This window comes from Sulfurihydrogenibium sp. (genome assembly GCF_028276765.1).
Classification (GTDB): Bacteria; Aquificota; Aquificia; order Aquificales; family Hydrogenothermaceae; genus Sulfurihydrogenibium.
In genome coordinates, this window is record NZ_JAPYVU010000001.1 from 35,518 (window position 1) to 61,209 (window position 25,692).

The 25,692-nt window shown below is 31.8% G+C and carries 27 protein-coding genes and 1 tRNA gene; 16 read left to right on the top strand and 12 right to left on the bottom strand.

Translation table 11 applies throughout. The features are described 5' to 3' along the window. Position 1 precedes the first annotated feature (1 nt). Together Q0929_RS00190 and gmk are read left to right on the top strand one after the other, a co-directional pair. A complete protein-coding gene (locus tag Q0929_RS00190; RefSeq protein WP_299237576.1) occupies positions 2-1,471 on the top strand; it encodes an NADH-quinone oxidoreductase subunit N in 1,470 nt (489 codons plus the stop codon). Then, positions 1,468-2,085 (top strand): guanylate kinase, encoded by a 618-nt coding sequence (gene gmk / locus Q0929_RS00195; RefSeq protein ID WP_299237577.1) that lies wholly within the window; start codon positions 1,468-1,470, stop codon positions 2,083-2,085. Before Q0929_RS00190 ends, gmk begins: the two co-directional genes overlap by 4 nt. A 241-nt stretch (positions 2,086-2,326) precedes the next feature. On the opposite strand, the gene Q0929_RS00200 is transcribed toward gmk, so the two are convergent. The 7 genes from Q0929_RS00200 to Q0929_RS00230 form a co-directional block, all read right to left on the bottom strand. Then, a complete protein-coding gene (locus Q0929_RS00200) occupies positions 2,327-3,040 on the bottom strand; it encodes a uroporphyrinogen-III synthase (RefSeq protein ID WP_299237578.1) in 714 nt (237 codons plus the stop codon). Next, complete coding sequence (locus tag Q0929_RS00205) at positions 3,037-4,578, bottom strand: ion transporter (RefSeq protein ID WP_299237579.1); 1,542 nt, start codon at positions 4,576-4,578, stop codon at positions 3,037-3,039. Before Q0929_RS00205 ends, Q0929_RS00200 begins: the two co-directional genes overlap by 4 nt. Before the next feature lie 127 nt (positions 4,579-4,705). Then, positions 4,706-5,485: an SDR family oxidoreductase gene (locus Q0929_RS00210; protein WP_299237580.1), complete on the bottom strand. Its 780-nt coding sequence runs from the start codon at positions 5,483-5,485 to the stop codon at positions 4,706-4,708. 12 nt (positions 5,486-5,497) lie between these two features. Then, on the bottom strand, positions 5,498-6,508 hold the full coding sequence (gene trpD / locus Q0929_RS00215; RefSeq protein ID WP_299237581.1) for an anthranilate phosphoribosyltransferase: 1,011 nt from the start codon (positions 6,506-6,508) through the stop codon (positions 5,498-5,500). Beyond that, complete coding sequence (locus Q0929_RS00220) at positions 6,501-7,094, bottom strand: ribonuclease HII (RefSeq protein WP_299237582.1); 594 nt, start codon at positions 7,092-7,094, stop codon at positions 6,501-6,503. Before Q0929_RS00220 ends, trpD begins: the two co-directional genes overlap by 8 nt. Continuing rightward, positions 7,087-7,488 carry a 50S ribosomal protein L19 gene (gene rplS / locus Q0929_RS00225; protein ID WP_007546596.1) on the bottom strand — a complete coding sequence of 134 codons (402 nt, stop codon included), beginning with the start codon at positions 7,486-7,488 and terminating at the stop codon, positions 7,087-7,089. Before rplS ends, Q0929_RS00220 begins: the two co-directional genes overlap by 8 nt. Positions 7,489-7,705: 217 nt before the next feature. Beyond that, positions 7,706-10,579 (bottom strand): EAL domain-containing protein, encoded by a 2,874-nt coding sequence (locus tag Q0929_RS00230; protein WP_299237583.1) that lies wholly within the window; start codon positions 10,577-10,579, stop codon positions 7,706-7,708. Between the two features lie 394 nt (positions 10,580-10,973). On the opposite strand from Q0929_RS00230, the gene Q0929_RS00235 reads away from it, so the two are divergent. The 7 genes from Q0929_RS00235 (at position 10,974) to Q0929_RS00265 (ending at position 15,247) form a co-directional block, all read left to right on the top strand. After that, a complete protein-coding gene (locus tag Q0929_RS00235; RefSeq protein ID WP_299237584.1) occupies positions 10,974-11,498 on the top strand; it encodes a DUF29 domain-containing protein in 525 nt (174 codons plus the stop codon). Positions 11,499-11,500: 2 nt separating this feature from the next. Beyond that, entirely contained in the window at positions 11,501-12,031 is a 531-nt protein-coding gene (locus tag Q0929_RS00240; protein ID WP_299237585.1) for a DUF29 domain-containing protein, read from the top strand. Continuing rightward, positions 12,021-12,659, top strand: coding sequence for an MBL fold metallo-hydrolase (locus Q0929_RS00245; protein ID WP_299237586.1), 639 nt, complete (start codon positions 12,021-12,023; stop codon positions 12,657-12,659). Before Q0929_RS00240 ends, Q0929_RS00245 begins: the two co-directional genes overlap by 11 nt. After that, entirely contained in the window at positions 12,653-12,775 is a 123-nt protein-coding gene (locus Q0929_RS00250; protein ID WP_299237587.1) for a hypothetical protein, read from the top strand. The genes Q0929_RS00245 and Q0929_RS00250 overlap by 7 nt, the downstream gene beginning before the upstream one ends. Positions 12,776-12,883: 108 nt before the next feature. Then, the gene (locus Q0929_RS00255; protein WP_299237588.1) at positions 12,884-14,386 is read left to right on the top strand and encodes a transposase; all 1,503 of its coding nucleotides are present in this window, start codon (positions 12,884-12,886) and stop codon (positions 14,384-14,386) included. A 33-nt stretch (positions 14,387-14,419) separates the two neighbouring features. Continuing rightward, positions 14,420-15,172, top strand: a complete 753-nt coding sequence (locus Q0929_RS00260) for a deoxyribonuclease IV (protein WP_299237629.1) — start codon at positions 14,420-14,422, stop codon at positions 15,170-15,172. A gap of 1 nt (position 15,173) precedes the next feature. Continuing rightward, positions 15,174-15,247 (top strand) — tRNA-Arg (locus Q0929_RS00265). Here Q0929_RS00265 and Q0929_RS00270 read toward each other — a convergent pair. From Q0929_RS00270 to purS, 5 genes are read right to left on the bottom strand one after another with little or no spacing between them, the layout of a single operon-like run. Continuing rightward, a complete protein-coding gene (locus tag Q0929_RS00270) occupies positions 15,229-15,684 on the bottom strand; it encodes a TlpA disulfide reductase family protein (RefSeq protein ID WP_299237589.1) in 456 nt (151 codons plus the stop codon). The genes Q0929_RS00265 and Q0929_RS00270 overlap by 19 nt on opposite strands. Positions 15,685-15,688: 4 nt before the next feature. Continuing rightward, positions 15,689-16,072 (bottom strand): hypothetical protein, encoded by a 384-nt coding sequence (locus Q0929_RS00275; RefSeq protein ID WP_299237590.1) that lies wholly within the window; start codon positions 16,070-16,072, stop codon positions 15,689-15,691. Beyond that, complete coding sequence (locus tag Q0929_RS00280) at positions 16,065-16,313, bottom strand: hypothetical protein (RefSeq protein ID WP_012460387.1); 249 nt, start codon at positions 16,311-16,313, stop codon at positions 16,065-16,067. Before Q0929_RS00280 ends, Q0929_RS00275 begins: the two co-directional genes overlap by 8 nt. A gap of 9 nt (positions 16,314-16,322) precedes the next feature. Beyond that, the gene (gene purQ / locus Q0929_RS00285; RefSeq protein ID WP_299237592.1) at positions 16,323-17,003 is read right to left on the bottom strand and encodes a phosphoribosylformylglycinamidine synthase I; all 681 of its coding nucleotides are present in this window, start codon (positions 17,001-17,003) and stop codon (positions 16,323-16,325) included. A 3-nt stretch (positions 17,004-17,006) separates the two neighbouring features. Further along, positions 17,007-17,249, bottom strand: coding sequence for a phosphoribosylformylglycinamidine synthase subunit PurS (gene purS, locus Q0929_RS00290; protein ID WP_299237593.1), 243 nt, complete (start codon positions 17,247-17,249; stop codon positions 17,007-17,009). Positions 17,250-17,636: 387 nt separating this feature from the next. On the opposite strand from purS, the gene Q0929_RS00295 reads away from it, so the two are divergent. The 7 genes from Q0929_RS00295 to Q0929_RS00325 all read left to right on the top strand — a co-directional run bounded on the left by Q0929_RS00295 (position 17,637) and on the right by Q0929_RS00325 (position 25,638). Beyond that, complete coding sequence (locus tag Q0929_RS00295) at positions 17,637-18,872, top strand: aspartate kinase (RefSeq protein WP_299237594.1); 1,236 nt, start codon at positions 17,637-17,639, stop codon at positions 18,870-18,872. Positions 18,873-18,933: 61 nt separating this feature from the next. Beyond that, positions 18,934-20,364, top strand: a complete 1,431-nt coding sequence (locus tag Q0929_RS00300) for an acetyl-CoA carboxylase biotin carboxylase subunit (protein WP_299237630.1) — start codon at positions 18,934-18,936, stop codon at positions 20,362-20,364. Positions 20,365-20,378: 14 nt separating this feature from the next. Next, positions 20,379-21,665, top strand: coding sequence for a phosphopyruvate hydratase (gene eno, locus Q0929_RS00305; protein ID WP_299237595.1), 1,287 nt, complete (start codon positions 20,379-20,381; stop codon positions 21,663-21,665). After that, positions 21,655-22,047 (top strand): septum formation initiator family protein, encoded by a 393-nt coding sequence (locus tag Q0929_RS00310; RefSeq protein WP_299237596.1) that lies wholly within the window; start codon positions 21,655-21,657, stop codon positions 22,045-22,047. Before eno ends, Q0929_RS00310 begins: the two co-directional genes overlap by 11 nt. Beyond that, positions 22,044-22,679 (top strand): HAD-IA family hydrolase, encoded by a 636-nt coding sequence (locus Q0929_RS00315; RefSeq protein WP_299237597.1) that lies wholly within the window; start codon positions 22,044-22,046, stop codon positions 22,677-22,679. Before Q0929_RS00310 ends, Q0929_RS00315 begins: the two co-directional genes overlap by 4 nt. A gap of 227 nt (positions 22,680-22,906) precedes the next feature. Continuing rightward, complete coding sequence (locus Q0929_RS00320; RefSeq protein WP_299237598.1) at positions 22,907-23,674, top strand: citryl-CoA lyase; 768 nt, start codon at positions 22,907-22,909, stop codon at positions 23,672-23,674. Then, on the top strand, positions 23,671-25,638 hold the full coding sequence (locus Q0929_RS00325; RefSeq protein WP_299237599.1) for an ATP-binding protein: 1,968 nt from the start codon (positions 23,671-23,673) through the stop codon (positions 25,636-25,638). Before Q0929_RS00320 ends, Q0929_RS00325 begins: the two co-directional genes overlap by 4 nt. Positions 25,639-25,692 lie beyond the last annotated feature (54 nt).

The window sequence follows — 25,692 nt, forward strand, 5'->3', positions numbered from 1 at the left end:
AATGACTATTGTTCAGCAAATCGCGTCAGGTTTTGGAGTTCCAAATTTTAATGTTTTGCTTCCAGAAATAATTGTTTTAGCAACTGCTATATTAGTTTTTGTTTTAGAATTATTTACAAAAAATAGAAATATTCTTCTTATAACTTCAGTATTAGGTCTTTCCTTAGCTACTTTATCTACACTGACTATTACAGAAGGTGCAGTCACTCTTTATGGATTATATATTGTAGATAGTTTTTCCTTAGTATTTAAATTTTTCTTACTAATCTCAACTATTTTGATCATCATTAACTTGCAGTCGTATGTCGATAGTAAGAAAACATCTTACGGTGAATACTATTACCTAATTCTATTTTCACTACTTGGAATGATGATAATGGTTTCTTCTCCAAACCTTGTAAGCTTCTATATTGGCTTAGAGCTAATGTCTGTCTCTATATACATTTTAGTTGGTCTTTGGAGGAAGGATTATAAATCTAAGGAAGGTGCATTTAAATATTTAATCATTGGTGGTGCAGGTACTGCTGTAATTAGTTATGCAATTGCACTTTTATATGGAAAAACCGGAAGTTTTGATTTTGCAAGAATTTTTAATGAAGTTCAGGATAAAGCTGATATAGGTTTAACAGCTGGTTTAGTACTTTTAATTTTAGGTCTTGCATTAAAAGCATCTGCTGTACCACTTCATTTCTGGACGCCCGACGCTTACGAAGCTGCACCAACGCCAATTACTGCATTTCTTGCAAGTATTTCAAAAGTTGCAACGTATGCATTAATTTTAAGAGTTATGGTGGAAGCTTTTCCACTTGTTAATAGTATATGGTCTTATGCTTGGGCAATTTTAGCAGCAGCGTCAATGATCGTTGGGAATATCATCGCTTTAAGACAGAAAAATGTTAAAAGAATGCTTGCATATTCTTCCATTGCACATACAGGGTATATCTTAGCTGCCTTAGCTTCCCCAAATGGAATGGGCTTTACAGCCTTAATATTTTATTCTTTAGTGTATATGTTTATGGCAATTGGTGGATTTATATTTTTATCAGCTTTTGAAAAAGACAGCAGATGGACTAATGACATTGATAACTTTAAAGGTCTTGCAAAAAAACATCCAATAATGGCGTTATTCATGTTGATTTATATGTTTTCTATGCTTGGAATTCCACCAACAGTTGGTTTTATGGGTAAATTTGGTGTATTTATGGCTTTAATATCATCAAATGTTTGGTGGCTTGCGGTAGTTCTTGTTATTACAAGTGTGATATCAGCTGGATACTACTTGAAAGTTGTTGCTTATATGTATATGTATGAACCTGTAATAGAAGGAAAATTTAATTTAACTGTTTCTGAGAAGTTTACTATTGGATTTCTTGCAATAGTTGTTTTAATACTTGGAATATACCCAACCTTATTTTGGGACATTTCTAATATTTTAACATCAATACTTATTATGAGCGTGGGAGTTAGATGATAAGGGGTGAGCTTTTTATCATCTCGTCTCCTGCCGGAGCCGGAAAAACCACTTTGACAAATCTTTTGCTTGAAGAAGATGAAAAGTTAAAGAGAGTTATTACTTATACAACAAGGAAGAAAAGAAAAAATGAAATAGATGGTGTTGATTATGTCTTTGTTACTAAAGAAGTTTTTGAATTAATGATCAAAGAGAATGTTTTTTTAGAATATGCAATCGTTCATGGAAATTATTACGGCACACCCAAAAAAGAGACGTTTGAGCTTCTAAATCAAGGTTTTGATGTAATTTTAGTGATAGATGTTCAAGGAATGAAGCAGATAAAATCAGTCATTCCCGAGGCTGTTTCAGTATTTATTCTTCCTCCATCTTTAAAAGAGCTTGAAAGTAGAATGAGAATAAGGGGAGAGAGTGAAGAAGAAATACAAAAAAGATTAGAAACAGCAAAAAGAGAAATTCCTCACTGGAAAGAGTATGACTACGTAATAATAAATGAGAACTTACTTGAATCTAAAGAAAATTTGAGCCATATTATTAAATCTCAAAGATTTAAAAGACAACGATTTGATTTGTCTTTAATAAAAGATGATGAGCTAAGGTCTCTTATGTTATAGCTGCTGATATTTTTCTCTGAGGTTGTTCTAAAACTCAACGTTGTCATTTGCAGCTGTGCGGAGAATCTCCTATTTTTCTTTTTAAGTCAAAAAAATCAAAAAAGAGATCCTTGGGTCTTTGGCTTCAGGATAACGGGCAAAGGCAAATTTACAAAAATTTTGGAACAGACTCTAAAAGATAGAGATTTTTTGCCGACTACAGGGATGATGTTGATTTTTACAAGCAATTTCATTACTTAAATCAATCCTTACCCATCACTTTTAACTTCTTTACAATCTCTTCAAATGTAAATTTGTCAGGCACTACATCAACTTTAAATCCTTGACTTTCTATAAAATTTTTTGTAGTTTTTCCAATAGCAACAGTTAGCATTTTGTCTAAAAGTTTTTTTGATTCTTCTTTAAAAATATTTAAAAAACCTTTAAAAGTTGAGGGACTTGAAAATGCTATTGCATAAATCTTTTCATCCTCTATTAACGACTTTATGTTGTCAACATTTTCAGGAACGTTTAGCTTCGTTTCATACACTGGAATAAGGTCTATCTTAAAATTGCTGTTTAAAAGCGTGTCCATTCCTTCTGATGCTCTTATTAAAGCCATTTTTTTATCTTTAAATGTATCTATGTTTTTTTCAAAATATACTTTAAGTCCTTCTGCACTGTAGACTTCTGGAACGATTATATCTTTATATCCAAGATTTTCCAAGTATTTTGCTGTTTTTTCTCCAACAGCTATGATTTTTTTATCAATCTTTGGAATTTGAGAAAAGAAATACCTGACTGCATTTTTACTTGTAAAGATTAAATATTCGTAATCTTCAAGATTAAAATTTTTAATTTCTACCGGCTCAAATCTGATTAATGGAAAAGATATAGGATTAAATCCTGCATTTATGAATAAATCTTTTACCTCTTCAAAACCTGACGCTTCTCTAGTGATGATTATGTTTTTCATTGAGATTCGCCTTTTGGTATTAAAAATATTGCATCGTTTTCTTGAATTTCAAAATCATCTTCCGGATTTAAAATTATTTTTTTACTTCTTTCTACTGCAATCGGTAAATAGCCATCTTTTCTAACAATTTTTATAATCTCTCCGAAAGTTTTATAACTTCCAAGTTCTCTAACTTTTACTTTTTGAATTCCTGTCTCTACATCTAATAACGTTTCTATCAAGCTTGTTGCACCCGGATTTAGTAAACTTGAAAACATTATCTTTCCTACTATCTGACCATGAATCAAAACTTCCCTTGCTCCAACTCGTTTTTTAAAAATTTCTGCGTCTTCATCTAAAAGAACTTCTATATAAAGTTTTACTGTTGGATTAAGCGTTCTAATAAGCATACCTGCTAAAGCTGTTCTTGCATCTATGTCTCTCTCAGATAGATTTGGTAGCTTTTCACCGACGATGATTACATCTGAAGCATTTTCTATTCCAACATCTAAAAGATTTTTTTCTAAGATAAAATCTCCTTTTTTATAAAGGATATACTTTGATAGGTCAATTCCCAAGTCTTTTTTATCATAGTTTGTTAAAAGCACAACAGGTTTTTCTTTATCTATATCACTTTCCATTATTTTTTCAAGGATTTCTTCAGATGTTTCATTGTATCCACAAATAACTATGTGGTCTTTTAAATCTCTCATGACTATCTCCCCTTCCTTCAACTCTAAAAGTTTATTTATAAATGAAACAGAAAAACCAGCTGTTAAAACTGATACTAAAATAACATTAATAATTACCATTAAAGATGCTGCAATCTTTCCTACATCAGAAATAGGAACTATATCTCCATATCCAACTGTAAAGGATGTTATGATGCCCCAGTAAATGGCTCCCCAGATGCTGTCAAAATTTTCATTTCCTGCGTTATGTTCATAGATGTATGTTAAAAAAGAGAAGAAAATGATATTTACAAATAAACTTGAAAAAGTAAATGTAAAGACAAAGCTGTTTTCTTTAAACGCAAAAAAGAAATTTCTAAATACAGAAGAGTATCTTAAAAGTTTTAGTAGTCTAATTAGCTGGAATATCCTAAGCATTCTTAAAGGTCTTATGATTGGCAGTATTGCGAGTAGGTCTATGATTGAATAAGGCTTTATCATCCACTTAAGCTTTGGCTTTAAGGCATATAAAAAGGCATCAAAATATACTTTTAAATTTCTTTGTTTATGTTCAGTTAAATAATCTTTAAAATCTTCTGTAAAATCAGAAACAACCCACCATCTAAGTATGTATTCAAACAAAAAGAAAAATAAAGCAAACTCGTCAAAGTCTATAAGAAAAGTATGTAAATCATGAGGAAGTCTTTCACTTTTTGGAGATATTAATAGAAAAACCGTGATTGAGGATGTTAAAACTAAAAAAATTGCAAAGATAGAATAGATATGATTTAGAGAATTTCTATCATTTTCTAAAAGATTGTATAAAAACAGTTTGAATCTTTTTACAAATGTTTTATGATTTAATCTTTTTCTTTTTAACTTAAGCATCACATTTCCTTATAAAGGTGAGATATAAAAAGCATTGTAAAGTGGAATGTGATATATAAAAAAATGTAAAGTTCTCTGCCGGCTTCAGAATGATAAAAAATGATTTTTCATTTTCTCACCTAATCACTTACCTTCCACCCCTAACTAAAGATAATCCACCGTCAACTACTATTGTTTGACCTTGTATCCATCTTGCATCCGGAGTGCATAAAAATCCAACTACACCGGCTATATCCTCCGGCTGCCCCATTCTACCAAGTGGCGTTAGCTTGATTGTTCCCTCTTTAACTTCCTCATAGTTTGGAAAAAGCTGGATTGCTTCTGTATCTATTGGTCCACCGGATACACAGTTTACATTAATTCCCATTGGACCAACTTCTACTGCTAAGTATCTAACAAGTGTTTCTAATGCTGCCTTTGCTGAACCGTGTATTGCATAATTTGGCATATAGTCTCTTGTCCCGGTTGATGAAATAGCTATAATCTTTCCTTCTCTTCCTTCCATAAGCTTAACGGCTCTTTGAGAAGACCATATAAAACCAAAGGTTGTTATGTTGTATATTCTCAAAGTGCCTTTTTCTTTGAGTCTTAAAAATGGTGCAAAACCACCGATTACTTCTCTTCCTGATGCTACTGCGTTGCTTACAAAAATATCTAAGTAGCCAAATTTTTCTGTGATTTCATCAAATACTCTGTCAATCTCTTCCTTAACTCCAAAATCTCCTTGAACTATATAAGACTTTCTTCCAAGCTTTTCTATCTCTTGTTTGACTTCTTCAGCCTTTTCTTTGTTTTTATAGTAATTAATAATTACATCTGCTCCCATAGAAGCCAATTTTAAAGCTATTGCTCTTCCAATTCCTCTGCTTGCTCCTGTTACAAATGCTAACTTTCCTTCTAAAACCATATCAATCCCCCTTTATGAGAAATTTCTTAATTTTTCAAGAACTTCATAGCCTTTTTTATTATATATAGTCTCTTTTGCCAAATCTATTCCATCTTTTATAGAATCTACAAGACCTATAACTTTTAAAGCAAATGCTGAATTTAAAGCCACAAAATCTGTTTTTGAAGAATAATCTTTGCCTTGTAAAATACTTAAAGCAATCTCTTTATTACACTCTACATCTCCACCTTGAATTTCAAAAATTTCAGCTCTTTTTAATCCAAAATCTTCCGGTTTTACTGTATAAAAGTTTATATCAGATTCATTAATTTCTCCAACATAAGTTTCTGCTGTGATGGACACTTCATCTAACCCATCTAATCCATGGACGATGTAAGCTTTTTTTACTCCAAGGTTTTGTAAGACTTTTGTTAGCGGTTCAACTAAGGATTTATCATATACACCCATCACTTGATAATTTGCATCAGCCGGATTTGAAAGTGGTCCAAGAATGTTAAAAATTGTCCTAACGCCTATCTCTCTTCTTTGTTTTATTACATTTTTCATTGATGGATGGAACAACGGAGCAAACATAAAACCAAGACCTATCTCTTCAATCTGTCTTGAAACTTCTTCCGCAGTAAGCTCTATTTTTATTCCCAAAGCTTCCATTATATCTGCACTTCCGCATTTTGAAGAGATAGACCTGTTGCCATGCTTTGCAACTTTACCACCTGCTGCTGCCACAACGAACGCCGATATTGTAGACACGTTAAAAGTGTTTAATCTATCTCCACCTGTTCCGCATGTATCAACAAGTTTACTTTTATCTTTAACCACAACTTTAACAGCTTTTTCCTTCATAATTCTTGCCGCTGTTTCTATTTCAATAACAGATTCTCCTTTCATCTTCAAGCCGATTAAAACAGCTCCAATCTGTGCATCGGTTAGATTACCTTCCATTAAATTATCAAAAAGATAGGTCATCTCTTCTTTTGTTAAGTCTTGTCTTTCTGTAAGTTTTTTTATAATATCTTTAATCATCATTAACTCCAAGATTAAAGCTTCTTCTATGGATTGGAGTAATGCCGAATTTCTTTATCTCTTGGTAATGTTGTTTGGTTGCATAACCTTTATGTTTATCAAAAGAGAAGTTAGGATATTTTTCTTTATACTCAATCATTATTCTATCTCTAACTACTTTTGCGATGATGCTTGCTGCCGCTATTGTATGAGATATTTCATCTCCTTTGATTAAAGGTAGATGATTTATACTTTCATCTAATTTTACAAAATCAACTAAAGCTATATCCCATTTTGATTTTAAAGATTTTAGATTGTTTTCCATGTATATTTTTGCAGCATTTGATATGCCAAGCTTATCTATTTCTGTATTTTCTACGATGGTAATATTTATTTCTTCAGCGTAATCGTGAATTTTTTCAAAGAGATACTCTCTTTCTTTTTCTGAAAGACTTTTTGAATCATTATGTATGAATGGTTTTTGATGCTTAGGAAAAATGACTGATGCAATAACAAGAGGACCGGCTAACGGTCCCCTTCCTGCTTCATCTATACCGACAATTTTTTCATAACCTTGACTAAAAAGCTCTTTTTCAACATTATCCATTATTTTCTTTAGAAGCTTGAGATTCTGCTTGTCTTTTCTTGATTTCCCATTCTTTAAGCTCTTTAATTTTAGCAGCTTTACCTTTGAGATTTCTGATGTAGTAGAGTTTAGCTCTTCTAACTTTACCGCGTTTAACCACTTCTATTTTTTGAATAGATGGACATGCTATTGGAAAAATTCTTTCCATTCCAACGCCGTAAGAAACTTTTCTAACTGTAAAAGTTTTCCCCGTTCCGCTACCTCTAACTCTTATTACTAAACCTTCAAAAATCTGTGTTCTTTCTTTTTCACCTTCTTTAACTTTTAGGTGAAGTCTTACAGTATCTCCTACTTTAAATTCAGGAATGTCTTGTGGTAAATATCTTTGTTCAATTTCTCTAATTAATTGGTGCATAATTCTTCCTCCGCTGAAAAATTTTAAAAAAATATTATAGCATAAGAAATGTGAAATGTGAGAAAGTATTTCAAATCCTCGTCATCCTGAACGTAGTGAAGGATCTCATTTTTTAATGTTTTTTTGAAAAATAGGAGATTCTTCGCCGGCTGCAGAATGACACCGTTGGGTCGTTCCTTGTCATCTTATATATCACTTATCATTTCGTCTTTTCTCTTTAACTGTATTTCTCCATAATTAACTTAATAGCTTCTTCTTCTGGCATTGGTTTTGCAAAGTAAAATCCTTGTAGATAATCAGCTCCAAGTAAAGATAAGAGTTTTACCTGCTCCTCTGTTTCTACACCTTCAGCTATTGTTTTTAATCCAAGATCTTTAGCTAATCCAATTATGAATTTTACTAATGATAAGTCTTGTTTACTTCTTGCAATATTCCTTACAAAAGACATGTCTATTTTTAGTATATCAATAGCTAAATCTCTTAAATATGTTAAAGATGAGTATCCCGTTCCAAAGTCATCTATCGCTATTTTTATGTTTTTGTTTAAATCTTTAATGTCTTTAAATATCTTCTTAGATTTTTCTATATCTTTTATGACATTTCTTTCTGTGATTTCTATTACTAAGTTATTCTGAACCTCAACCGGCAGAGATTTTAACCTTTCAATAAAGCTTTTATCTGATAGTTCATCTGATGTTAAGTTTAATGAGTATTCAAGCAGTCCTTTTGGTGATAGGTTTAGGGATATTGTTATATCTTTTTTATCATTCAAAGAGTTAAATTTTTTTATCTTTTGAGAAACTTCTTCTAAAGCCCATTCTTCAAATTTTGTGATATATTTACTGTTTTCAAGATAATCTATAAACTTTATAGGTGGATAAACAGTTCCATCTTCATCCACTATCCTGATTAACGATTCAAATCCTGCTAATGAAAAGTCTTCTAATTTAAAGTATGGCTGGAAGTAAAATTTAAATAATTTCTTCTCAAATGCTTTTTCTATAATCTTTTCAGCTTCCAAATATTCTTCTAAATATTCTTCTAATTTTTTATTTAACTGCGGTTCATAGAATTTTATTACATTTTCTCCTTCTTCTTTAGCTGTGTTTAAATTAAGAACGGCATTATTATAAAGCTCTTCAAATGTTTGACCATCCTCATTGTACAAGACAATTGAAGCGTTGTAGGAAATATGAATTTTGCCTTTGGAAGTATCTAAATCTCTATCTAAAGCATCTCTAATCTTATAAATAAGCATTGACTCGTTTTTTATATTTGGAATAAGTATTGCAAACTCATCATTTCCAATTCTGGCTATATATCCATCTGGAAATTCTTTTTTTAGATTTTTTGCTACTTCTTTTAAAATTTCATTACCTGTTTCCAATCCATAAGAAGCATTAATTACAGACATGTTATAAATATCTATCAATATTAATCCAAATTTTTTGTATAGTTTGTTTTTAATCATTTCTGAAGCTTGAATTTTAAATGATATAAAATTTGGAAGCCCGGTTAAGCTATCACAGTATTTATATTTTTCTATTTCTTCTGAAAGCATCTTCTCTTGTGTTATATCTTTTCCAACGGAAACAAATTTAAGTGCTCCATCTTTTAACTTAATTGGATAGATAGTTTGGTCTATATGAATTAGTCTTCCGTCTTTTGTTTTATTTATAAATACTGCTGAAAATGGTTTGCCCGACAATATGGTATCCCATAATTCTTTGTAAAACTTCGCATCCTGCATTTCAGATTTAAATATTCTTGGATTTTTGCCAATTATTTCTTCTTTTGTGTATCCTGTCAAATCTACAACATATTGATTTACATACTCTATTGTTCCATCCGAATCAGTAGTTACAAGCCACATTTTTGAATTATCTATAGCCTTTCTTAAAAGTATGTTTTCTTTATCTTTTTCTATTTTATTTAAAGCAAAAGATATGTCTTTTCTAATTTCTTCAAATAAAGGTAGAAATTCTTTGTTGAATATAAATGGCTTTGTTGAATAGATAGTAATTACACAATAAACTTCTCCATTTTTTTCTACTGGAATTGTCAATGATGAATATATATCTCTTTTTAGAAGCTCATTTTTCCATGGAGTCATAAATTCTGACGTTAGTGTATTTTCATTTATAATAATTCTATTTTCTCTGTAAGCTCTTCCCGTTGGACATCTTCCTTCTGGCAGGTCTTCTCTAACACTTACAGCTAAATTATCTACATATCCATCGTCTTCACCATACTTACATACTGGCTTAATAAAGTCTCCTTCTCTCTTTCCGACCCAGGCAAACTTAAAATGATTTTTTTCTACAAGGCTTTCACATGTTCTTTTAAATAATTCTTCTTCTGTTTCTACAGATATAATTAGCTGATTAACATCTTTTAAGCTTTCTACAAGAATCCTTTGTATTATTAAATCCCTAGCTATTTTTCCAAGCTCATGATATTCTTTAAGTTTATCAATTTTGTCTTGAGAAATCTCTTGTAAATCTAACTCTTGGATAAATGTAATTATATTAAAGGAACTCTTTTCATAAAATTCTTCTGATACCAAAAAGTAATGGCTTATATCCAAATCTATTTCTTCTATGATTTTCAGCTTATCTTTAATTTCTTGACTTAATTCATCGCAATATTCCTTAAGTATTACTCCAGCATCAGTTTTTCCGTTTAATAAAGAATTTATGACTTCATCAAGAGATTCATATAAAATAACCTCTTTAGTATAAAGACCTGTTTTGTTTAAAACACAATAAGAACTAAGTTTATCAACTATTGCTATATTTTGGAAATCCTTTTGATTATTTAAACTAACTAAAAGAAATTTATCGTAATGACCTTTAAATCTTCCTATAAGTTTGTAATTTTTTTGTAAAAGAATTAAAGCAACATCAAAGCTTGCATAATATATATCTGGTTTAAAATTATCTATTAATATTAATGCTTCTTCTTCGTAGAAGTTTTTATAAGGTTTAAAATCTACTTCTTGGTTAAAAATTTGCTTTATTTTATCTGAGATTTTAAACCACTTTTTTAATCCTTCTTTTGTATCATGCGGACAAACTCTAAAAGTAATCACGAATTTCTCCTTTTAGAATTCCTTTAATACAATTTTATACATATCGAGCGAGAAATTCAATAAAAGATTGAGATTCTTCGCCGGCTGCAGAATGACAATATTGATTTTTGGAACAGTCTCATAAGTAGGGCAAGAAATTCAATAAAAGCATGGAGGGTGTTCTAAAATTCCATTAAGTTGTATAATATATGCGTAAAATAGGTTTGTTTTTAATTTTTAATTAAAAAAGAGCGCAAAAGAAAGAGTAGTAAAAAGGAGATTCTTTGCTTTGCTCAGATGACAAGAAAAATAAGCTTACAAAAATTATGGAACACTCTTTAATTTAATGTTGATTTTTTAAAATCTATGCCAAATTTTAATTACATAGTGCAAAAATTAAGTGAGGTGTTTATCTATGCTAACACAAGTAATTAACAAAGAAGAATTAAAAAAGCTTTACGATAAAGACTTTGTATTATGGGTAGAAGAAAATCTTAAGCTTTTGAAAGATAAGCAGTTTGATTTGGTAGACTGGGAGCATCTCTTAGAGGAGATTGAGGATATGGGTAATAGACATTTGGACAGCGTAGTTAGCTTTATGGCTGTTATCTTGGAACATCTTTACAAGTGGGAAAATTTTAGAGAAAATGAAAAGATGGGAAACGGCTGGATAAAAAGCATAATAAACTCAAGAACTGGCATATACAAGCTGTTTAGAAAATATCCATCTTTAAAAGTGAAAGCGCAATTTGAATTAGAAAACGCATGGAATGATGCAATTTTAGAGCTTATCTCTTGGTTCAAAGACCCTGAAAATATTCATTTAGCTAAAAAATACTTTGGCAGAATACCAACAGAAAAAGACTTCCCGGGAAAATGTCCTTACACATTTGAGCAGATTTTAGATTACGAGCCATGGCTAAAAGACCTGGAGGAGTAAAAATGATTACTCAAATTAACAAAGAAGAATTAAAAAAGCTTTACGATAAAGACTTTGTATTATGGGTAGAAGAAAATCTTAAGCTTTTGAAAGATAAGCAGTTTGATTTGGTAGACTGGGAGCATCTCTTAGAGGAGATTGAGGATATGGGCAATAGACATTTGGACAGCGTAGTTAGCTTTATGGCTGTTATCTTGGAACATCTTTACAAGTGGGAAAATTTTAGAGAAAATGAAAAGATGGGTGTAAGTTGGATTAGAAGTATAAACAATGGAAGAATTGAAATACTAAGACTTTTTGATAGATATCCATCATTAAGAGTTAAATCTTACAATGAAATAGAGTATGCATGGAAAGATGCTGTAAGAAGATTAATTAAATGGTTCGAAGACCCTGAAAATATTCGATTAGCAAAAAAGTATTTTGACAGATTACCAACAGAAAAAGACTTCCCGGGAAAATGTCCTTACACATTTGAGCAGATTTTAGATTACGAACCATGGCTAAAAGGTTTGGAAGATTATGAAGGTTGAAACTCTAACAGTAGGACCGTTGGCTGAAAATTGTTTTATCGTTTTTGAAGAAAACTCAAAAGATGCGGTGGTTATTGACCCGGGAGCTGATGGGGATTTAATTTTAGATGAACTAAAAGATTTAGATGTAAAGGCAATCCTCGCAACTCACGGACATTTGGACCATGTAGGTCAAGTTGGATATTTAAAAGAAAAATTAAATATTCCTTTCTACATGAATAAAAAAGATGAATTCTTGATTAACAATGAAATTTTTCCTAACTTTGCCTACATTATAAAAGCTGTAAAATGCCCATCTCCTGATTTTGATGTAAAAGATGGTGATGTATTGAAATTTGGTAATTTGGAGTTTCAGGTTATAGAAACACCCGGACATACACCGGGCAGTGTGTGTTTTTTTAACAAAAAAGAAAAAATTATATTTGTTGGAGATACGCTTTTTAAAGGAAGCGTTGGAAGGACTGACTTACCCGGTGGAAATGGAAAGATGTTAGAACAGTCTTTAAGAAAACTGATGGAGCTTCCGGAAGATACAGTCGTATACAGCGGCCACGGACCTAAAACAACCATTGGTATAGAAAAAAGGACAAATCCTTTTATTACAGGAGTATTTAGATTAAAATGGTAAACATTGGAACCCATGTATCATCTTCAAAATCCTTAGACCTTGTTTTTGAAAGGGGAAAAGAAGTAGAAGCTTCATCAATTCAGTTTTTTATAAGGTCTCCAAGGTCTTGTAACTAGTCTCTGATTTAATACTCTTTTATGTTTTCCTATTGATAAATTTATACTTTTGTTTTATAGTATTACCATGAAACTATCGTAATAGACAAAGAAAGAATGAGTAGTAAAGTGAAAGAAAAAACATCGGAAGATAGAATATTTGGCTCTTATCTATTTGTAAATTATGCAAACAAAAGTAAAATAGAGAAAGTCAAAAACACTCTCAAAGAATACAGAAAAACTGCTAAGGATATATCTAATTATCTGTGGTATATTTTCTTTCGCACAGGCAAGCTTCTTCATAGAAAGAAAATAAACGTCAAGCACATTCCAAGTTATCTATCAGAGCTTTATAAGTATGTATGTTTATGGCAAACTTACGATGTTTTAAGCGGCTATATAGCAAATATTCAATATCAGTTTGCTAATATCGTGTTTAATTCAAGCTTAAATAAAGAAGATAAGTTAATACTACTTGCACTAAACAATGTCAAAGGTTGGCTTGTTTATGATAAAGATGAGATAGAGATATATGAGAGAAAAGGTAAAGATGTAGAAAAAAGAACGGTTAAAGTTTTAGAGTTTCACAAGAAGTTGGCAAGAAAAATATTTAAGCATCTGCTTAGCAAAAACAGAAAACCAAGATTTAATAATATCTCAATGCATTTAGACGGTAAAGTAATAGATATAAACAAGAAAAAAGAAAACGGTGCTAAGAGTTTTGATTATTGGTTAAAAATAGCTACATTAGAGAAAGGAAAGCCAATATACATACCACTTAAAGCAAATGTATATGCAGAAAAGTTAGAAGGAGAGTTTTTAAATTATTGTCAGGTAGTTGAAAATGACGGAAAGATAGAATTTAGAATAATAAAGCAGTTGAAAAAGAAAGAATACATACCTGCTATTGATGAGATAGCAATTGATTTAGGACTAAGCCCATTATTTGCAACAGATAAGGGAGATCTGTTTGGTAGAAATTTCTTTGATATTTTGAAAGCTTTTGATAGGAAAATAACAAAAAGAATGGCAAGTCTACAGAAGAGAAACATAAAGCCAAGAGATGATAAGAAGTATAGGAAGTATGTGGATAATTTAAGAGATTGTTTGAAAAATGAGATAAACAGATTGATAAACGTTATTGTAGAAATATACAAACCAAAAAGAATTATTGTAGAGAGATTAGATTTTAGATCTCCTGAGCTTTCTAAAAGATTGAATAGGTTATTGCAGAATTTTGGAAAGAGATATATAAAGCAAAAACTACAAAGACTGCAAGAATTATACGGCATAGAAGTAATAGAAATCAACCCAGCTTATACAAGCCAAGAATGTAGTAGCTGCGGATATATAGATAAGAAAAATAGAAAAGATACTCAAGAATTTGAATGTAAAGCATGCAAAAAACAAATAAACGCACAAGTAAACGGAGCTAAGAATATTCTCAAGAGAAGTTCTCTTGGGAATTCGTATCTGACAAAAAAGCAAGTCCTCAAGATGCTGGTAGAAAGGTATCTTGAGAGACTGAAAGGGTGCAAGAGTCCTCCCTTGAATATTATAAAAGATAATCCATACTTTAAGGATTATCTTGAGAGTATTCTAAACCCTTGTCAGAGCCTGACGCCAAGTTAGGTATGTATAGACAAATATTTTTCCATACATGGAATATTTGTCTATGCAAAGGGGAACTCTTGGGCTTGGATAGAAAGAACTGATGAAGAAAAAGAAAGATTTTTACAAAAGAAAAATGAATATAAAATTCATCCGTTAGTAGTACATGCTTCGTATCTTTTTAATTTAGCATCCTTCGAAGAAGAATTATACAAAAAATCCATAGAAAGCGTAATACAGGAACTGGAACTTTGTGAAGAGTTAAAAATTGATTATTACGTGATTCATGCAGGAAAGTCAAAAGGAAATTCAAAAAAGCAGGCAATAGATAGAATCTTAGGAGCTTTTGAAGAGATATTTAGCAGGTTAAATCTAAAAAATACAACATTTTTAGTTGAAACGTTAGCAGGCCAATCCGGAGAAGTTGGAGCAACATTAGAAGAAGTTTATACACTAATTAAGCCTTTTGAAGATGAAAAAATAGGCGTTTGTCTTGACACTTGCCATATATTTGCATCCGGGTATAAGATAAACACCGACGAAGGATTTAATAGCTTTAAAAAAGAGCTTATAGATTATAATCTTTTAGAAAAGATAAAAGTTATACATTGTAATGATTCTAAAGCTCCTTTTAACTCTAAAAAAGATAGACATGAACATATTGGAAAAGGCTTTATTGGCTTAGAGGGTTTCAGAATATTTTTAAATGATGAAGATTTTAGTAAACTTCCTTTTATCTTAGAAACACCAAAAGAGGGAGATATGGACAGAGTAAATATTAATTTGTTAAAATCTTTAATAAAGTGATGCGCCTGTAGCTTAGCTGGATAGAGCATCGGCTTCCGATGCCGAAGGTCGCAGGTTCAAATCCTGCCAGGCGCGCTTTGGACTTTCTTTAAAGCCTCTTTTAAATACTTTCTAAAATTTTCTTCTGTTAAAGCACCATATATTGTAATTAACTTTTTACCGTTTGGAGTTATTATGTAAGTCGTAGGTGTTCCTAAGATTGGAAACCTTACCTGATTCTCCGGATGATTTGCATAGATTGGAAATTCTGGATCTTTGAAATCGTTTTGTTTTCCATCTATTGCAAAAGCAATCACAACAAAATTATTTTTAAATTCCGGTTCTCTTAATACTTTTTTAATGGTTGGAATTTCAGCCATACAATGACCACAGCTGTAAGCCATAAAATTAAGCACAATTAACTTATTTTCTGGAAGCTTTACAGGATTGCCAAACTTATCTTTTAGTATATCCTTAGCAAAAGATTTAGAGGCTAAAATAAGAACAACCAAAACGATTATTTTTCTTATCATTTCTCTACACCTTGTTTTGAACTCTTAATACTTTACCAAGCAAATTCAGCTCTGTAAGATTTTCTTCTTTTACTTTTGTTTTTCTTAAACCTTTACCATCTGTTAAGATAAGCATGCTATCTTTTTTTTCTAAGATTTTAAATAGTCCCCACTTTCCTTTTTCTTTGAACAAGATTACATCATTGGATTCTATTGTAAGCGGTGGAATTTTTCCGACCAAAACCCATAGATTTCTAATCTTATACCAAAAAACATTTTCTTTGTAATTTGGGATGTTTTCAACAAGAATTAAAGGAGTTAAAATATCTTCAAGATACTTTATCTCTCCGTTATCTAAAACTTCAAAACCTTTGATGTTTACTTTTAGCTCGGTATTCTCTTTAAGCAATTTTTTTGGTTGAAGTTATTGTATTTCTTGTTTGATCTTTCAAAATATTAATTGATTGAGCAACCATAAAAAATGCATGTTCCAAGTTTATAAGTGCTGCTTCAAAGTCTTTATCTTTTGTTTCAAATCTAAGTTGTCTTACTTCTCTAAAAAGTTCATCAACGTTTGTCCCAAGTTCATATGCTAACGTAAAAACTTTTGCAACCAACTCTTCTAATTTCTTTCTTTCTATATCTGTCATTATCTTCTCCTAATTTATTAATGATGTTAACAATAGCAATCCATCTGCTGTGCCAAGGATTGACTCGCAGGCTCTTTCTGGGTGTGGCATAAGTCCAAATACATTTTTTTCTTTATTGCAAACACCCGCTATATTTTCAATTGAGCCATTTGGATTTGTAGACTCATCTACTATACCATTTTCATCACAATATCTTAAAATTATCTGTCCGTTTTTCTCCATTTCTGTTAAAGTCTCTGGGTCAACGAAGTAGTTTCCATCGTGATGTGCGATAGGAAGCTTTATAACCTGATTTTTGCTTAAATTTTTTGTAAACGGAGTTTCATTATTTTCTACTTTTAAGTATTGATGCTTACACACAAATTTTCCATGATTGTTTGGCAGTAGTGCACCTGGTAGCAAATGGGCTTCTGTAAGGATTTGAAAGCCATTGCATATTCCAATTACAAACTTTCCTTTTGATGCAAAATCTTTTAATGCTTGAGTTAGTGGAGTGTGGGATGCTATTGCTCCAGGTCTTAAATAGTCTCCGAAAGAAAATCCGCCGGGAACTATAACGCAATCGTATTTAGATAAATCTGTTTCTCTATAATCAATAAATTCAACTTCCTTTTTTAGAATATCTCTAATTACGTAATAAGTGTCATAATCACAGTTAGAACCTGGATATACAGCAACTCCAAATCTCATTTTTTACTCCACCACTTGTATTTCATAGTCTTCTATAAGGTCGTTGACGATTGCTTTTTTTGCCATCTCTTTAGCTTCTTCTATGGCTTTTTCTTTGTCTGTACTGTCTACGTAAACTTCTATATATTTTCCTACTTTAACATCTTTTACATTATTAAATCCTAAGGATTTTAAACTTTCTGCAACTGCTCTACCTTGTGGGTCAAGAACACCTTTTCTTGGCTTGATAAAAAACTTTATTAGCATTACTTGTCCTCATATGGATTTTTTAGTTATTATATCATAAGTTAAGCTTGGCTTGAATGTATTTAGCAAAGCAGGAGATTCTTCTTTGGCTGTGGAATGAATGTAGATAAAACAATAAAATCTAATACTCCACATAGAACATCCTGAGGCCTTAAGGCCGAAGGATCTCATTTTTAAATTCTATAAAAACCGCTAATTTCTCACCCAAGGTATATTTAAATATATCAGGTTAGAAATTCATAAAAGTAGGAGATTTTTGCCAGCTACAGAATGACAATTTTGATTTTTAGAATAGTCTCACCCATTTCTCATCATTTATAATTAAGCAAAAAAATAATGCTTTTGTTATAATAAACTAAATATTTTTATGTATGGAGGTCTCTTTAATTGCCTTTAATAGTTCAAAAGTATGGCGGAACATCTGTTGGAAATATAGAAAGAATTAAAAATGTTGCAAAAAAAATAAAAAAGGCAGTAGATGCCGGGAATAAAGTCGTAGTTGTTTCTTCTGCTATGAGTGGTGAGACAGATAGACTGCTTGGTTTAACAAGAGAGTTATCATCAAGACCTGACCCAAGAGAGCAAGACATGGTAGTCTCTACAGGTGAGCAGGTGGCAATAGGATTGGTAGCTATTGCATTAAAAGAGCTTGGAATAGATGCTATAAGTTTAACGGGTTGGCAAGTTCCAATTATTACTGATGATGTACATACAAAGGCGAGAATTAAAAAAATAGATACACATAGAATCAGAAAACATTTGGATGAAGGAAAGGTTGTTATAGTTGCAGGATTTCAAGGTGTTACAGAAGGGGGAGATATTACAACTCTGGGTAGAGGTGGTTCTGATACTTCTGCCGTTGCTTTAGCTGCAGCTTTAAAAGCTGATGTATGCGAGATTTATACAGATGTACCGGGTGTTTTTACAGCAGACCCAAGAATTGTTGAAAATGCAAGAAAAATACCGGTTATATCATATGAAGAGATGATGGAGATGGCATCTCTTGGTTCAAAAGTTATGCAAATTAGGTCTGTAGAATTTGGAGCAAAGTATGGTGTTAAAATACACGTAAGGTCATCTTTTAACGACGAAGAAGGAACTTGGATAGTGGAGGAGAATGAAGAAATGGAAAAAATGATTGTCAGAGGAATATCTCACGAATTAAAAGAGTCAAGAATTACTGTAGTAAGGGTACCAGATAAGCCAGGCGTTGCAGCTAAGTTATTCAGAGCTCTTGGAGATAGAAACATCGTTGTTGATATGATAGTTCAAAACGTTTCACACAAAGGTTTTACTGATATATCATTTACAGTTAACAAGACAGATGCAGATGTAGCAGAAGAAATAGCAAAAGAAGTAGCACAAGAAATAGGAGCTGAAGAAGTTGAAAGAAATGATAAAATCGCAAAAGTTTCTATCGTTGGTCTTGGTATGAAAACCCATGCAGGAACAGCAGCAAAAATGTTTGAAGTTTTATCAAGAGAAGGTATAAATATATATGCAATCTCAACGTCAGAGATAAAAATATCAGTTTTAATAGATGAAAAGTATGCAGAGCTTGCAGTAAGGTCTTTACATGAAGCATTTATAGAAAACATGGAAGGTGATATTCAGTATGAGTAAAAATAATCCACTTTACAAATCAGTTAAAAAAATTTCTTCAAAGAAAGAATACATGAAGGCAATGCCAAGAGAGATTAAAAAAGTCCTTGTTGCAAACAGAGGAGAGATAGCAACGAGAATAGTTAGGGCATGTAAAGAGCTTGGAATAAAGACGGTAGCAATCTATTCAGAAGCAGATGCAAAAAGTATCTATGTTAAAAAAGCTGACGAAGCTTATCTGATTCCAGGAGACCCAATCCAAGCTTATTTAAATTACTTTAGAATAGTAGATTTAGCAAAACAAACTAAGTGTGATGCAATCCATCCAGGATACGGATTTTTATCAGAAAACCCAGAGTTTGCAGAGTACTGCATAAAACAGGGAATCATATTTATTGGTCCAAAGCCGGAGCATATTGCACTCTTTGGTAATAAGATGGCGGCAAAGAAAAAAATGAGGGAGCTTGGCGTTCCAATCCTGCCGGGTAGCGATGAACCAATATCTGATATGAAAAAGGCTAAAGAAATAGCAAATGAGATAGGATATCCGGTTATTCTTAAAGCTGCCTATGGTGGTGGCGGAAGGGGTATGAGAATTGTAAGGTCTGAATCTGAATTTGAGACCTTATTCCAGTCTGCTTACAATGAAGCCAAAAAATTCTTTGGAAAAGGTGATGTTTTTATAGAGAAATACGTTGAAAATCCAAGACACATAGAAATTCAGATAATGGCTGATAAGTATGGAAACGTAGTTCATCTTGGAGAAAGAGACTGTTCTATACAAAGAAGACATCAAAAAATAGTAGAAATAGCAAGGTCTCCATCCTTAGATGAAGAAGTAAAGAAAGAGCTTTACAGAACCTCAGTTAAAGCAATGTTTAAAGTTGGGTATGAAAACGTTGGAACGATCGAGTACTTAGTAGATGAAAACAATAATTTTTATTTTATTGAGATGAATACAAGACTTCAGGTTGAGCATACAGTTACAGAAATGGTAACAGGAATAGATATTGTCCAAAAAATGATAGAAATTGCTGAAGGTAAAAAGCTACCTTTCTTACAAGAAGATATATCCATGAGAGGATACGCAATCGAGTTTAGAGTAAACGCAGAGGACTCGGCTAAAAACTTTGCACCATCGGTTGGACTTATTACATCTTACCACTCTCCAGGTGGACCGGGTGTTAGAGTAGATGCGGCAGTTTATAAGGATTATGTAATACCACCATACTATGATTCTATGATAGCTAAGTTATCTGTTTGGGCTTTAACATGGCAAGATGTGGTAAATAGAGCAAGAAGAGCATTAGATGAGTTTATCGTTCGGGGTGTGCCAACAAACCTCCCACTTCTTAGAGCAATCGTCAGAGACGAAGATTTTATTAATGGTAAATTTACAACAAAATACATAGATGAAAAATTACCAACTTTTAACTTAAAAGAGCAAGAGAGAAATATTGAAGATTTAGTTGCAGCAATAGCAGGAGCATTAGCAGCATATTATAGACTATAAAAGGAGGTCTTAAAATGTCAACGATTATAGACATTATCGGAAGAGAAGTTTTAGATTCAAGGGGAAACCCAACGGTAGAAGCTACTGTTGTTCTTGAAAGCGGTGTTGTTGCATCTGCAATAGTTCCAAGCGGAGCATCAACAGGAGCTAATGAAGCATTGGAGCTTAGAGATGGAGATAAAAAAAGATTTCTTGGAAAAGGTGTTTTAAAAGCAGTTGAAAACATTAACACAAAAATTGCTGACCTTTTAATCGGTGAAGAATCAGAAGACCAAGTTAGAATAGATAGACTTATGATAGAGGCAGATGGAACAGAGAATAAATCAAACCTTGGAGCTAATGCAATATTAGCGGTTTCTTTAGCAGTTGCGAGAGCTACGGCAATAGAAAAGGAAATGCCATTATACAGATACTTAGGCGGAGTTAATGCTAAGGTTTTACCTGTTCCACTTATGAACGTAATCAATGGCGGAGCACACGCAGACAACGAATTAGATTTTCAAGAGTTTATGATCGTTCCAGTTTGCGGCAGTTCATTTAAAGAAGCTTTAAGAGCAGGCGTTGAAACATTTCACGTTCTCAAATCTGTATTAAAAGAAAAAGGCTACTCAACAAACGTTGGAGATGAAGGCGGATTTGCACCTGCTTTAAGAGAGACAAAAGAAGCATTAGACATGTTAATGCTTGCAATAGATAAAGCAGGTTACACACCCGGCGAAGATATCTTTATTGCCTTAGATGCCGCATCTTCTGAATTTTATAAAGATGGAAAATACTTATTTGAAAAAAGAGAATTAACATCTGATGACATGATAATCTTATACGAAGAAATCGTAGGAACGTACCCAGTAGTATCTATAGAAGATGGATTGGCTGAAAATGACTGGGAAGGATGGAAAAACTTAACACAAGCACTTGGAAACAAAGTTCAACTTGTTGGAGATGACCTTTTTACAACAAATCCAAAAATTATAAAAGAAGGGATTAAAAATAACATAGCAAACTCAGTTTTAATAAAATTAAACCAAATTGGTACTTTAACCGAAACGTTAGATGCTATAGAAATGGCAAGAATTAATAACTATACAGCAATCATTTCTCACAGGTCTGGAGAAACTGAAGACGCATTTATCGCAGATTTAGCGGTAGCAACCAATGCAGGACAGATTAAAACAGGTTCTGCATCAAGAACAGATAGAATAGCAAAATATAACCAATTAATTAGAATAGAGGAAGAACTTGGTGAGAACGCAATCTTCAAAGGAAAACAAGTATTTAAGAAATTCCAATTTGAGGAATGAACATAAAGTTTTAGACCGTGGGCTTAAGCTCACGGTTTTATTTACATTACTTTTGACAATATATACTATTCTTTTTGGAGAAAATAATATTTTTAAATACTTTGACAAAGTTAAGACCAGAAATGAGCTTTTAAGTCAAGTTGAATCACTTAAATCAGAAAATAAAAAACTTCAAAGAACTATAGACTACTTGCAAAACGACCCATTTTACATAGAAAAGAAAGCAAGAGAAAATTTAGGTCTTATTAAAGAAGATGAAGAAGTTTATGTGTTAGTAAATTACAAAAAGCCACAAACTAAGGATGAAGAGCCTGAACCATTAAATCAAACGAAATGGATCGATAAAATCAAAGAAAAATATCAAGAATTTAAGATTCAATGAAACATTTAGAGTTATACATTTTTGACCTTGATGGGACACTTCTCGATTCAGGAAAAGATATAGCCTTAGCGGCAAACTACGCATTTGAAAAGTTAAATCTTAAAACATTTTCAGAGGAAGAGATAATCTCAAAGGTTGGGTACGGAGCAAAAAAGCTTATTGAGGACTTAATTCCCGAATATCCACAAGAAATTAAAGATAAAGCATTAGAATATTTTAAAGAATTTTACTATTCAAATCCTGTAATACATTCAAGACTTTATGAAGGAGCTGAAGAGACATTAAAAAAATTGAAAGAGCTTTCAAAAAAAGTTGCAGTTGTAACAAACAAATATGAAGTTTTATCTGTTGAAATCTTAAAAAAATTAAATGTTATTGATTATATTGATTTAGTAGTAGGTGCTGATACAACATCAGAAAAAAAGCCTCATCCATTGCCGGTTTTTTACACATTGGAAAAGCTAAAATCCGATAAAGATAAAAGCATAATCATAGGTGATAGTGAAACTGATGTTTTAACAGGAAAAAATGCAGGAATAAAAACGGCGTTAGTTTTACAAGGCTATGGAAATAAAGAGTTTGCATTATCTTTAAATCCGGATTATGTATTAGATAGCTTAAAGTTTATATAACAACTTTGGCAGTAAATTGGCATTTTTTGTAGAATATAAAGAGGAGATCCTTCGGACTTACGTCCTCAGGATGACAGAGAAAGGTTAAATGATAAGCATCAGAAAAGGAATAACCTTATTCCGTCATTCTGAGCGAAGCGAAGAATCTCATGTTTTTATTGAATTTCTCACTCAACATATGACTATAATTTATACAAACAAAGACAAAAGTCAAAAAGGAGCTAACCATGGCTAAAAAATGGCAAACTAAAATTACATTAAACACAAAAGAAGAGACATATATCAGAGGCTATCCGTTAACTCAGATGATTGGAAAGCTTACATTTTCAGAAAGCATTTATCTTTTGTTAAAAGGAGAACTTCCAACAGAAAACGAAAGAAGAATGTTTGATGCAATCTTTACATCTGTAATAGACCATGGAGTTGCACCACCATCTGTTGTAGCACTTAGAAATGTAATCTCCGGTGGAAATCAACTTCACGTTGGCGTTGCAGCGGGTGTTTTAGCTTTTGGAGAATATCATGGTGGAGCTTTAGAAGATGCAATGAAATTCTTTCAAGAATACGCAAAAGATGAAGAGGATATTTATAGACTTGCAGAAAGAATAGCTAAAAAAGCCGTAGAAGAAAAATGGAGAATCTCCGGCTATGGACATAAGTATTACAAAGATTTTGACCCAAGAAGCAAAAAATTGTTAGATTTGGCAAAAGAGCTTGGATTTTATGGTAAATATTGTGAGTTTGCTGTAGCCTTAGAAGATGCAATAGAAAAAATAAAAGGAAAAAAGCTTGTTTTAAACGTAGATGGGGCAATTGCAGCCATTACATCAGATATGGGTTTTGATTACAGACTTGGAAAAGGGTTTTTTATAATCGGAAGAATACCCGGTTTAGTTGCACACGCATTTGAAGAGCTAACAGAAGGAGTTATTTTTAGAAGGCTTGATGAAGAAACAGAAATAGAATACTTAGGAAACCCACCAAGAGAGCTTTGACTGAAAGAGAAAATCTAAAAAGAAATTTAATAATATTTTCAGCTTCTTTATTTCTTTTTATAGCAGGCAATTACTATATTTTTGGAAAGCTTGAAAAGGTCAAAGATGTTTTAAATCCATATGTATTTCTTTTTATACTGAATCTTGACCTAATCTTTTTTATCATCATTTTTGCGTATACCCTAAGATATCTTATAAAAATACTGTTTGAAGAGGGGATTAAAGGAAAGTTAAAAATAAAACTTACACTGATTTTAATCTCCTTTGTTGTTATACCTTCATTAATACTTTTCACAGTTTCAGTATCAATAATTTCAAATGCAACAAATTTATGGTTTGCCGGAAAAGTTGGCAATGCCCTTGGGAAGTTGGATGAGATATTAAGTCAAAACATTCAATCTAATCAAGATTGGCTTTACAGAGTTTATAGACTAATTGATGAAAATAAAATAGACCCAAAAGATGCAGTTGATATTTTTAATCTAAGAACATTGACAATCTATGACATTGACGGAAGATTGATACAATTTTATGGCAAGCCTTATGACAAAGAAGTTTTTGATGCATTGTACAAAGAAGGTTTTAGCGTTTATGAAAATAAAATAGTTTTCAATGGTAAACTAAAAACAAATCAGAAAATAATCCTTGTTTACGAATTTCCAAAAGAGCTTTTATTATCAAAAGAAGACACAGCTTTAATTTTGCAAATTTATAATGACCTAAAAAACTACAAAACACCAATAAGAATAAGCTACATTTTAATTTTACTTACGATTACAATGGCTGTAATTTTTGCCACTGTTTGGTTTAGTAGGTTTATTGTCAATAACATCACAAAACCTGTTGAAGCACTGGTAGAAGGAGCAAAAAGATTATCAGAAGGAGATTTAAACGTAAAAATAAATCTTAAGTCCCAAGATGAGTTTGACATTTTGATTGAAGAATTCAACAGAATGGTTGAAAGATTAAATTTACTGTATAAAAAACTTGAAGAAAGGAACACTATCTTAAGAAAGAATAAAGAATACTTAGAAACAATTTTAAACAACATTAGCACCGGTGTGATATACTCATCGGAAGATGGCAATATCGAAAATATAAACAATGCAGCAACCATTATTTTAGGTCAAGATGTTTTAAATTTTAGAAAAAGCGATATTCAAGAATTTGCAAAATTTTTAAATGTAAATCTTGATAGTAAAAAAGAGCAGATAATAGAAAAAGGCGGTAGAACGCTTATAGTTAAGGTCAGCAACATAAGAGATAAAGGTTATGTTATAGTTTTTGATGACATTACAGATATAATAGCAGCACAAAAACTAAGTATGTGGAAAGATGTGGCACAAAGAATAGCCCATGAAATAAAAAATCCATTAACCCCAATAAAGCTATCGGCAGAAAGAATTCTAAGAAGCTGGAAAAAACAAAATCCAAACTTTGATGAAATCGTTGAAAATTCAGTAAGAATAATCACTCAAGAAACGGACTATTTAGCAAATCTTGTAAGAGAGTTTAATCAGTTTGGAAATTCTTTGTATGGATTAAATCTTCAAGAAATTGATTTATGCAACCTTCTAAGAGAGATCACAGAAAGCTATAAAGATGAAAAATTTAGTATATCTATTGAATGTGAGGGTGATTTTAAGATAAAAGGAGATTTAAAGCTTTTAAAACAAGCATTTATAAATATCGTCCAAAATAGTTATGAAGAGGCAAGCAGTTTAAAAATCTCTGTTTATAAAGAAGACAGCAAGATTAAAATTATCTTTAAAGACAATGGAAAAGGTATTAGCAAAGAAGATGCTGACAAAATATTCTTACCTTACTACTCTAAAAAACCAAAAGGAAGCGGGCTTGGATTATCAATAGCAAAAGAAGTTGTAGAAAAACACAAAGGTAAAATATATGCAGTACCATCTTCTGAAGGTGGTATATTTGTAATAGAGTTAAACATGGAGGCATAAATTGAGAATGTTTGTAAAAATCAACGTTGTTGTTAAGACTGCTTGTAAAAATCC